Genomic DNA, 10017 nt, shown 5'->3' on the forward strand with positions numbered 1-10017 from the left:
GATGCATGGTCCGGCAGTGGTAGCATTCGAGGTAGTTCTCGCCATAGGTCTTCCAGTCGACCTCGCAGTCGCGGTTCTTCTCGGCGAACCAGTGCTGCTGCTCCAGCGGATAGTCGGCGGCCAGGGCGTCGATCGGCCCGAGCCAGTCGCGCAGCCCCTGGCCCTCCGGCGCGATGCGCAGGAAGACCAGGCCGCGCCACTCCTCGGCGGCGATGCGGAACAGGCCCCATTCCTCCGGGTCGAAGGCGGGGGCGGAGCCGAAATCGGGCGACCGCTTCAGCCTGCCGTCCAGCGTGTAGCTCCAGCTGTGATAGGGGCAGACCACCAGGCGCGGGCACTGCCCTTCCGGCTTGGTCAGCAGCTGGGCGCCGCGGTGGCGGCAGACATTGTGGAAGGCGCGCACCTGCCCGTCCTCGCCGCGGATGGCGAAGACCGGATATCCCGCGACCGTGCCGGTGACGTAGTCGCCCGGGTTGCGCAGCCGGCCGGACCAGGTGAACAGCATCCAGTGCCGGGCGAAGATGCGCGTGCGCTCCTGCTCATAGCGCTCCGGATCGCGGTACCAGGCGGCGGGCAGGGTCCAGGTGAAGCCGTCCGGCGCTGCCGGGCTCTGGGTCATCATCACGCAACCTCTCGGTCGGTCGCCGCCGGCTCGCGGCCGGCGCGCAGGATCTGCAGGATCACCAGCAGCAGGGTGACGGCGAACAGCACCGTCGCCGCCGCCGCAATGGTCGGGTCCACCCGCTCGTTGATGCCGTCCCACATCTTGCGCGGCAGGGTGTAGACCGCGCGGGCGGCGATGAAGAGGGTGACCACGATCTCGTCCCAGGAGGTGAGGAAGGCGAAGACCCCGCCGGCCAGGATGCCGGGCAGGATCTGCGGCAGGATCACCCAGCGGATGGTCTGGGACTGGGAGGCGCCGAGCGAGCGCGACGCCTGGTCCTGGCGCGGGTCGACCGAGGCCAGCGCGGCCGAGACCGTGACCAGGACATAGGGCGCGGCCAGCAGCGTGTGCGCCAGGATCACCCCGGCGAAGCTGTCGAGCAGCCCGATCGTGGCGAAGAAGCGGTAGAAGGCCAGGGCCGAGACCACCGGCGGCACGATCAGCGGCGCCAGGGCCAGCATCCGGGCGAATTCGCCCAGCGCCGAGGACAGGCGCCACAGCCCGATCGCCGCCAGCGTGCCCAGCGCCACCGACAGCGCGGTGACGGCGAGGCCGATGCCGAGGCTCTGCAGCATCGCCGAGCGCCACTGCTCGTCGCCGAACAGCGTGGCGTAATGCTGGAGGGAGATGCCGTCCGTCGGCAGCGACAGGTAGCGGTTCGGCGTCACCGACAGCGGCATCGCCACCAGGGTCGGCAGCATCAGGAACAGCAGCACGGCCCAGCACAGGGCCACCAGGACGGACCAGCGCATCAGGCCCCTCCTCCGCCGAACAGGCGGCGGACATCGACGACGCGGGACAGGAGCGCGATCAGCGCCAGGACGGACAGCAGCAGCACCGAGGCCATCATGGTGCCGACGCCCCAGCGCACGGTCTGGAAGATCTGCAGCCGGACATATTCGGCGATCATCACCACCTTGCCGCCGCCGAGGATCGCGGGCGTCACCAGGAAGCCGAGCGACAGCACGAAGACCAGCAGGCCGGCGGCGAAGATGCCGGGCAGCGACAGCGGCAGGAACACCTTCACGAAGGTGCGCGCCGGCCCGGCGCCGAGCGAGCGCGAGGCGGCGGCCAGGGCCGGGTCGATGCCCTTCATCCCGGCATAGAGCGGCAGCACGGCATAGGGCACCATGTAGTGCACCATGCCGACCAGCACGCCGAACTCGTTGCGCACCAGCGGCAGCGGCTCGGTGATCAGGCCAAGGCCGGCCAGCGCCCCGTTCACCAGCCCCTCGCTGCGCAGCAGCGTCAGCCAGGCGAAGGCGCGGACCAGCACCGACACCCAGAACGGCACCAGCACGAAGGCGGTGATCCACACCCGGTGCCGGGGCGAGGCGTGCAGCATGACATAGGCGACGAGGTAGCCGAGGACGACGGCGCAGAGCGTGGTCCAGGCGGCGACGCGGAAGGTGGTTCCCAGCACCCGCTGCATGGCGTCGGAGTCGACCAGCCGCTGGTAGTTGCCGAGGCCGGGGGCCGGGTCGGTGACGCTGATCCACAGGATGTTGGCCAGCGGCACCAGGTACAACAGCAGCAGCGCCGCCATCAGCGGCAGCACCAGCGCCCAGGCCGACGCCGTGCTTCGGCGCCGGGTGGCGAAGGGCAGTGCGCTGCCGAGGGCGGGTGCTGCTGTCATGCTGGCCGCCCAGGACATTGGGCCATCACGGCCACGGCTCCCGGCTCGAGGCCTGCCGGCTTCACACATTGATGAAGTGAGCTTTTATAAGTCCCCCCTCCCCTTGCGGGAGGGGGGTAGGGGGAGGGGGTTCTCTTGGATCGAGCCGGCCCAGACTGTCGCAAGCCAGCATGGACGGCGAGTTCGGTGCCCTGCCCGTTCGCGCGCGGACGCGCGCAGACCCCTCCCCCTACCCCCCTCCCGCAAGGGGAGGGGGGACTCAAAAGAGGCGATGTGTGAGTGCCATAGGGCTCAAGGCCGAGGTCCTCGCCATGACGAGGAAGGACTGATGGGGCGATCTCAAGGACCATCGGCATGATCCCTCAGCCCGCCATCAGGTCGAGGAAGTCGTTCTGCACGGTGTCGTAATTCTCGGCGTACCAGGCGCTGTCGATCGGGATCTGGCGCTTGTAGTTCGGCTCGTAGCCGCAATCGATCTTCTGCAGATCGGGTGTCAGGCTGGCGCTGGCCTTCGGGTTGGCCGGGCCGTTGCCGAGCAGCTTCAAGAGCTCGACCTGACGCTCCGGCACCTGGGTCGAGGCGATGAAGTCGAACACCGCCGGGCCGGCCGGGTTCTTCACCAGCACCGGCAGCACGCCGGGAGCGACGATGCCGTGATCCCAGGTCCAGGTCAGCTTGCCGCCGGAATCCCGGTCCAGCACCGAGGCGCGGGTGCACCAGATCGGCCCCATCGTCACCTCGCCGTCGCGGAACAGCTGCTGGCTTTCCGCCCCGCCGCCCCACAGCAGGAACTGGTCGCGGTTGTCCTTGATGACGGCGAAGGCCTTCTTCACATCCAGCGGGTACAGCTTGTCCGGCTCCACCCCCGACCCCAGCAGCACCGCCTCCAGCGACCCGACCAGCCATTTGTAGATCGCCCGCTTGCCCGGGAAATCCTTGAAATTCAGGTAGTCCTTGAAGCCGTTCGGCACCTTGCCGCCGGTCTTCTCCAGGCTGTAGGCGTTGACGGTCGAATACATGTAGGCGGCGCAGCCGTATTCGAACACGAATTCCGGGCGCACCTTCGATTTGTCGACCTTGCCGTAGTCGTAGGGCTGGATCAGCCCCTGCTTGCTCAGGATCGGCAGGTAGAAGCCGTCGGCGTCGGTGCAATCCCACACCACATTGCCGCTCTCGATCATCGCCTTGATCGCGCCCGGCGTCGGCTCTGCGCCCAGCACCGTGACCTTGAGGCCGCTGTCCTTGGCGAAGGGCTCGCCCCAGGCCTTGCCCCAGGTGGGCACGGCGTCGCCGCCGAAATTCACCACCACCACCTCCTGCGCCGCGGCCTTCGCCGGGCCGGAAACCAGCAGCGGCGTGACGCCGAGGGCGCCGAGCACGGCCAGGAAGCCGCGCCGGTCGATGTGTCCGTCGGCGAACCGCTCCGCCGCGATGGCGGCGAGATCCGCGCGATACCGTGATGCCGTCATGTCTGCCCCTGTCTGTTCAGGCCGATCGGTCGTCGGCTTCGTCTTCGATCAGAACCGTGGCCTCCGGCGCCCAGCCGACCCAGGCGGGCGCGCCGAGGCCGAGATCCGGCGCCGCCTCCCAGGCGAAGCCGGTCGCGGTGACCGGGCCGAAGGCATCGGTGCCCACCACCACCTGCCTTGTGGCGCCGAGATAGGCGATGTCGAGGATGCGGCCGGGCACGCGGTTGGCCATCTCGCGCGGCTCCTGCGCCGCCACCCGCACCTTCTCCGGCCGCAGCGCCAGCAGCACGCCGCGGCCCTGCGGCGGCGTGGACGCACCGCGATGCACCACCGCGGCGGCACCGGTCTCCAGCCGGATCAGCTCGCCGTCGCGCCCGGCCATGCGGCCGGCGATGCAGTTGCTCTTGCCCAGGAACTCGGCGACGAAGCGGGTGCGCGGCCGTTCGTACAGCTCATCTGGCGCGCCGGCCTGGACCAGCCGGCCGCGATTCATCACCGCCACCCGGTCGGCCATCGACAGCGCTTCATCCTGGTCGTGGGTGACCAGGATGAAGGTGGCGCCGAGGTCGCGGTGCAGCGTCTTCAGCTCCAGCTGCATCTCGGCCCGCAGCTGGCGGTCGAGCGCGCCGAGCGGCTCGTCGAACAGCACGATGTCGGGGTCGAACACCAGGGCCCGGGCCACGGCGACGCGCTGCTGCTGGCCGCCGGAGAGCTGCTTCGGGTACCGGTCGTCGAAGCCGTCCAGCCGCACCCGGGCGACGGCGCCGGCGACCTTGGCCGCGACCTCCGCCCGGCCGACGCCGCGGACACGCAGCGGATAGGCGATGTTCTCGGCCACCGTCATGTGCGGGAACAGGGCATAGCCCTGGAACACCATGCCGAAATTCCGCTTCTCCGGCGGCACGGCGGTGACGTCGCGGGCGTCGACCGCGATCCGGCCGGCGCTGGGCACGACGAAGCCGGCGATCATCATCAGCAGCGTCGTCTTGCCGGAGCCGGAGGGGCCGAGCAGGGTCAGGAACTCCCCGTCCGGAATGTCGAGCGACACGTCGTCGACGGCGCGGATCGGCCCGTAATGGCGCGACAGCCGGGTCAGCGCCAGGCTGTGCGCCCCCTGCCCCGCCCGGGGCGCCGGTGCCTGCGATCGGTCGGCCCTCATCAGCATCGATCCCTGTCTCCTGCTGAGCCGTCTTTTTCATTCTTGTGAAATCAGCGTGGCGGCGTCGGCGAGGCCTGTCAAGGGTCATCGGCGGCGCAAAAATTCGCCATTTCTGCCTGTATTCTGACCACGTGGCGGGTTCACCCAGGCGAAAGTCTGCTTTCAACCACATGAAAATCCAGCACCGGCCTGGACTGGACGTCGCCGCGTCGCGCGGGCTTCATCGACGGATTGCCGATTCACCCCTATCTGAATCCCCATGCCACCCGACGGGCCCGACCGTATCCTGAGCCGCGTGACCATCCGCCCCGCCGCCGGCGGCACGGCGGGAATCGAGGCGCGGCTGCCCTATGATCGGGGGATGGTGCAGCGGCTGATGCGGGTCTTCCCCCGCGCCCGCTGGCGCGAAGCCGAAGGGGTGTGGTTCATCCCCGGCACCACCGCCGAGCGCCGGCTGACCCGCTTCCTGGCCGAGCAGCTGCCGCCCGGCGGCGACCATGCCGACGCCAAGGGCCGCGACGCGCATGAGTTCGACCCGATCGACAGCCCCTATCTGGAGGTCGCGGACGAGCTGCTGGTGCGCACGCCCTATTCCCGCACCGTTGTGGCGCAGATGCACGCCATCCCCTGGACCTGGTGGGAGGCCGAGACCAAGACCTGGCACGTGCCGTTCCGGTCCTATGACGAGCTGTGGCAGCGCTGGCCGGAGATCGAGGCCGCGGCCCGCCGCAACGAGCCGGAGGAGCGCCGCAAGCGCCGCGAGGCGGAGTGGACGCCGGAGCGGCAGCGCCGCGCCGCCCTGCTGGCCGCCGAGCGCCGCCGCCACCGCTACCCGGTGCTGGCCGGCGACCCGCCGCCGCTGGACCGGCCGGTGATGACAGAGCGGTTCGGCATGCTGGTGTTCACCGGCACTGATGGCGAGATCGCCGAGGCCCCCGACCCCGCAGGCATCTACACCCATGCGGACCCGGCGGGCGGCGACTACATCTGGGCGGACTGGCGCCGGCCGGAGATGGAGGAGCTGATCGGCGTCTGGGCCAGCCGGGCCGAGGCCGGCCCGGCGGAGCAGGCCCGCGGCTGGTGGCAGCCGACCCGCGAGGAGCTGCGCCAGGCCCGCCGCGAGGCCCGGGTGCGCGACCAGATCCGCGAACGCCGCCGGCTGGATGCGGAGGCGGCGTCCTAGCCCTTCCGCCGCCGCCGCAGCGCCCGGCGCAGGCCGCGCTGGGAGCGAAGGCGCGGATTGGTCAGCTCGTCGATCGCGTAGTTCAGCAGCGAGAAGGCGAAGGCGACGATGGCGATGCAGGCTCCGGAGGGCACGAAGGTCCACCACGCCCCGGTCAGCAGGCTGGAGTTGTTGGCCGCCCAGTACAGGTTGGTGCCCCAGCTGACCGCGCTGGTGTCGCCCAGGCCGATGAACTCCAGCCCCGCCTGGGCGCCGATGCCGTAGACCACCGCGCCGACGAAGCTGGCGGCGACGATCGACAGCATGTTCGGCAGGATCTCGACGAAAACGATCCGCAGGCGGCTTTCGCCCAGCATTTCCGACGCGATGACGAAGTCCTTCTCGCGCAGCGCCAGGGTCTGGGCCCGCAGCACCCGGGCCGGCCAGGCCCAGCCGGTGACGGTCAGCACCAGCACGATGGTGGCGTGCCCCGGCGGCAGGAAGGCGGCCAGCACGATCAGCAGCGGCAGGCTGGGCATGATCAGGAAAACGTTGACCACCAGCGACAGCAGGTCGTCGGTGCGGCCGCGGACATAGCCGGCGGTCATGCCGACCAGGGTGCCCAGCGCCGTGGTCAGGATGCCGACCAGCAGGCCGGCGCTGAGCGAGATGCGCGAGCCCCACACCGTCTGCGCCAGCACGTCCTGGCCGGAGCTGGTGGTGCCGAACCAGAAGGCGGCCGAGGGCGGCTGGTTCGGCCGGCCGACGAAGTCGTTCGGGTCGCCCGGCGCGATCACCGGCGCCAGCAATGCGATGGCGGCGGCCAGCAGCAGGATGATGCCGCCGGCCAGCGCCTTGCGGTCGGACAGGAGGGTGCGGACCAGGGTGCGGCCGGCGGAGTGCTGTGGCGCCGCCTGGCCGGTGGCGGCCGAGGACATGGCGGAATCGGTCATCTGAGCCGCACCCGCGGGTCGAGCCGGATGTAGAGCAGGTCGACCACCAGATTGGCGGTCAGCACCGCCGCGGTGATCAAGAGGAACAGCCCCTGGATCAGCGGATAGTCGCTGCTGCGCACGGCAGTCAGCAGCAGGAAGCCCATGCCGGGATAGGAGAACACCACCTCGGTCAGCAGCGAGCCGCTGAGGATGAAGCCGAGCGACATGCCGAAGGCGGTGACGTTGGGCAGGAGGGCGTTGCGCGCGGCGTAGGACAGCATGACCCGGCGCATCGTCAGCCCCTTGGCCTCGGCCATGGTGACGTAGTCCTCGGCCAGCACCCCGATCATCGAGTTGCGCATGCCGAGCAGCCAGCCGCCGATCGAGACGGCGACGATGGTCAGGGCCGGCAGCGCCAGGTGATGGCCGACGCTGAGCAGGAACTCGGCCGTCAGACCCGGCTGCAGCGTGTTGTCGTAGCCATGCCGCAGCGGGAACCAGCCGGAGCGGAAGCCCAACAGGTACAGGGCCAACGTCGCCAGCCAGAAATAGGGGAAGGAGTGCAGCAGCATGGTCACCGGCGGCAGCACCGCGTCGGCCAGCCGGCCGCGATGCCAGGCCGACAGCACACCGAGCAGGCTGCCGATGGCGAAGCTGAGCAGCAGCGCGGTGAGGCCGAGCAGCAGGGTCCAGGACAGGGCGGAGCCGATGACGTCGATCACCGGCGCCGGGAAATAGCTGATCGAAGTGCCGAAATCGCCGCGCAGCGCATGCGCCAGATAGGTCAGGTACTGCACCGGCAGCGGGTCGTCCGACAGGCCGTAGGCGGTCTTCATCGCCGTCAGCGCGGCCGGGTTCAGCTGGCCGTGGAAGCGGGCGAAGATCGCGATCGACGGGTCGCCGGGCATCAGCCGCGGCAGGACGAAGTTCAGGGTCAGCGACGCCCAGGCCGCCACCAGGTAGAAGCCCAGGCGCCGCGCGATATAGGACATCTCAGGCCGGCGTCAGCGCGGTCAGCACCAGCAGCGCTTCCGAGGCGATGCTGGGGCCCAGCAGCGCATAGGGCGCGTCGGCCGAGGGGAAGCCCTTGAACTTCGCCGTGCTGCATTCGCCCCATTGCGGGCCGGGATACAGCGGGATGGCGGGCCATTCGTCGAGGAAGGCCTGCTGCATCTCTCGCGCCAGGTCCTTCTGCTGCGCCTCGTCGGCGGTGGCGGCGAACTTTTCCAGCAGACCCTCGATCTTCGGGCTGCCGTAGCGGTGCCAATTGACCGCCGCGACCTCACCCACCGGCCGGCTGACCTTGCCGGACATCAGCGACTGGAAGTGGTCATAGGGCGTCGGGTTGATGCTGGTGCTGCCGAGCGACAGCTGGAACGCGCCCTTGTAGGTGGCGTCGTACCAGGCCGTGACCTCGACCCCGCGCAGCTTCACCCGGATGCCGATCTCCTTCAGGTTCTGGGCGATGATCTGCCCGGCCTGGACCCAGTCGGACCAGCCCGAGGGCATCACCAGTTCGAACTCCAGCGGGGTGCCGTCCGGCGCCTTGCGGACATCGCCGTCGAGGGCGTAGCCGGCGGCGTCGAGCATCTCCTTCGCCTTGGCCGGGTCGTGCGAGACCAGGTCCTTGCCGGCCTCGATTACGGCCGGATCCTTCCACTGGGCATAGAGTTCGCTCATGCCGGTGGCGTCGGCCGGCTTCGTATAATCGTAGACCGCGACGGTGCAGATCTGCTGCCGGTTGACGCCCATGCCGATCGCCTTGCGCAGGACGATGTCGTCGAGCGGCTTCTTCGCCGTGTTGGCGTAGAGCATCACCATCTCGCCGATCAGCGGATACCAGTAGCGGAAGTGATCGGGGTTGCGGGCGACGAAGGTGTTCTCGACATCGGGGATGAACAGCTGCATCCACTCGAAATCGCCATTGATCAGGCCCAGCGTGCCGGCGTCGTTCGAGGCGTAGGACGGGAAGGCCAGCCCCTCGATCCCCGGCTTGCCCGCCTGCCAGTAATTCGGGTTGCGGTGCAGCTCCCAATATTGCGGCTTGAACACCGTGACCTGGGTGAAGGGGCCGGTGCCGACCGGGTTGTCATTGGCGAAGGTCACCGGGTCGGCGACGTCCTTCCAGACATGCTCCGGCACGATCGACTGCTGGCCGATGGCATAGAGCGCCGGGGTGAAGGCGCGGCTGAAATCGACGGTGCAGGTGCGGTCGTCCGCGGCCGCGGCCCCGGTCATCGTGTCCATCACGCCGCGGATGCCGCCGGAGCCGGACAGGCCCGGATTCTTCTTCAGCAGGTTCAGGGTGAAGGCGACGTCGCGGGCGGTGAAGGGCTGGCCGTCCGACCATTTCACCCCGTCGCGCAGGGTGAAGCTCAGCCGCTTGCCGTCGTCGCTGAAGCCCCAGCCGGTGGCCAGCCAGGGCGTGGTCTTGCCGGTGGCGGTGCTGAACACCAGCATCGGCTCATGGATCGCATACTGGGTCGGGAACAGCGAATCCGGCACCAGCGGGTTGAAGTTGCGCACCCAGGAGGCGGCCTGGCCTGCACCGATCCGCAGCAGCGGCGCGCCGGACCCGTCCTGCGCCCGGACGAAGGGCGCGGTGCCGGCCAGGAGACCGGTGGCTGCCGCGGCCCGCAGCAGGCCGCGGCGGGTGAGATCAAAATGTCCCTGTTTGTGATGGCGAGAGATCGTCTTCATCGCGGCCCCTTTCGCTCTGGGTTTGAGTGGAGGCCTATCCCCACCCGTCATTGCGAGCCGAAGGCGAAGCAATCCAGGGCCGCTCGCACCGGCCCCTGGATCGCCGCGTCGCTACGCTCCTCGCGATGACGGGGTTGGGCCGGGTATGGCGCGCCTTCCTCCGGCATCCGCCAGTGCGGTCAAATCGCCTCCAGCAGCTCCCGCACATAGCGGATGGCGCCGTGGGCGCTGTCGGCCTCATCGGCGCCGATGCCGGCCTCGATGCACAGCGGGCCGCGATAGTCAGCCGCCT

At 69.6% G+C, this 10017-nt stretch carries 9 protein-coding genes; 1 reads left to right on the forward strand and 8 read right to left on the reverse strand.

Translation table 11 applies throughout. The features are described from left to right. From ABDW35_RS23905 to ABDW35_RS23925, 5 genes are all read right to left on the reverse strand, one after another. Positions 1 to 622 (reverse strand): aromatic ring-hydroxylating dioxygenase subunit alpha (locus ABDW35_RS23905; protein WP_343716368.1); only part of this gene is annotated, 622 nt, incomplete at its 3' end. After that, positions 622 to 1416, reverse strand: a complete 795-nt coding sequence (locus ABDW35_RS23910; protein WP_343716369.1) for an ABC transporter permease — start codon at positions 1414 to 1416, stop codon at positions 622 to 624. The genes ABDW35_RS23905 and ABDW35_RS23910, both read right to left, overlap by 1 nt. After that, positions 1416 to 2300, reverse strand: coding sequence for an ABC transporter permease (locus ABDW35_RS23915; protein WP_343716370.1), 885 nt, complete (start codon positions 2298 to 2300; stop codon positions 1416 to 1418). The genes ABDW35_RS23910 and ABDW35_RS23915 overlap by 1 nt, the downstream gene beginning before the upstream one ends. Before the next feature lie 362 nt (positions 2301 to 2662). Next, positions 2663 to 3769, reverse strand: a complete 1107-nt coding sequence (locus ABDW35_RS23920; protein WP_343716371.1) for an extracellular solute-binding protein — start codon at positions 3767 to 3769, stop codon at positions 2663 to 2665. A 16-nt stretch (positions 3770 to 3785) separates the two neighbouring features. Next, positions 3786 to 4928: an ABC transporter ATP-binding protein gene (locus tag ABDW35_RS23925; RefSeq protein WP_343716372.1), complete on the reverse strand. Its 1143-nt coding sequence runs from the start codon at positions 4926 to 4928 to the stop codon at positions 3786 to 3788. A gap of 295 nt (positions 4929 to 5223) precedes the next feature. Here ABDW35_RS23925 and ABDW35_RS23930 point away from each other — a divergent pair, with 295 nt between their 5' ends. Continuing rightward, a complete protein-coding gene (locus ABDW35_RS23930; protein WP_343716373.1) occupies positions 5224 to 6111 on the forward strand; it encodes a hypothetical protein in 888 nt (295 codons plus the stop codon). Here ABDW35_RS23930 and ABDW35_RS23935 read toward each other — a convergent pair. From ABDW35_RS23935 to ABDW35_RS23945, 3 genes are read right to left on the reverse strand one after another with little or no spacing between them, the layout of a single operon-like run. Then, positions 6108 to 7043: an ABC transporter permease gene (locus ABDW35_RS23935; protein WP_343716374.1), complete on the reverse strand. Its 936-nt coding sequence runs from the start codon at positions 7041 to 7043 to the stop codon at positions 6108 to 6110. The two genes, ABDW35_RS23930 and ABDW35_RS23935, sit on opposite strands and share 4 nt — an antisense overlap. Beyond that, positions 7040 to 8017 carry an ABC transporter permease gene (locus tag ABDW35_RS23940; RefSeq protein ID WP_343716375.1) on the reverse strand — a complete coding sequence of 326 codons (978 nt, stop codon included), beginning with the start codon at positions 8015 to 8017 and terminating at the stop codon, positions 7040 to 7042. Before ABDW35_RS23940 ends, ABDW35_RS23935 begins: the two co-directional genes overlap by 4 nt. 1 nt (position 8018) lies before the next feature. Further along, complete coding sequence (locus ABDW35_RS23945; RefSeq protein WP_343716376.1) at positions 8019 to 9725, reverse strand: ABC transporter substrate-binding protein; 1707 nt, start codon at positions 9723 to 9725, stop codon at positions 8019 to 8021. Positions 9726 to 10017 lie beyond the last annotated feature (292 nt).

This window comes from Inquilinus sp. (assembly GCF_039594555.1).
Lineage (GTDB): Bacteria > Pseudomonadota > Alphaproteobacteria > DSM-16000 > Inquilinaceae > Inquilinus.

Bases quoted from the DNA above. Each gene is read 5' to 3' on its own strand.
- ABDW35_RS23910 (WP_343716369.1), bottom strand. From the start codon at position 1,416: ATGCGCTGGTCCGTCCTGGTGGCCCTGTGCTGGGCCGTGCTGCTGTTC.
- ABDW35_RS23915 (WP_343716370.1), bottom strand. From the start codon at position 2,300: ATGACAGCAGCACCCGCCCTCGGCAGCGCACTGCCCTTCGCCACCCGG.
- ABDW35_RS23920 (WP_343716371.1), bottom strand. From the start codon at position 3,769: ATGACGGCATCACGGTATCGCGCGGATCTCGCCGCCATCGCGGCGGAG.
- ABDW35_RS23925 (WP_343716372.1), bottom strand. From the start codon at position 4,928: ATGAGGGCCGACCGATCGCAGGCACCGGCGCCCCGGGCGGGGCAGGGG.
- ABDW35_RS23935 (WP_343716374.1), bottom strand. From the start codon at position 7,043: ATGACCGATTCCGCCATGTCCTCGGCCGCCACCGGCCAGGCGGCGCCA.
- ABDW35_RS23940 (WP_343716375.1), bottom strand. From the start codon at position 8,017: ATGTCCTATATCGCGCGGCGCCTGGGCTTCTACCTGGTGGCGGCCTGG.
- ABDW35_RS23945 (WP_343716376.1), bottom strand. From the start codon at position 9,725: ATGAAGACGATCTCTCGCCATCACAAACAGGGACATTTTGATCTCACC.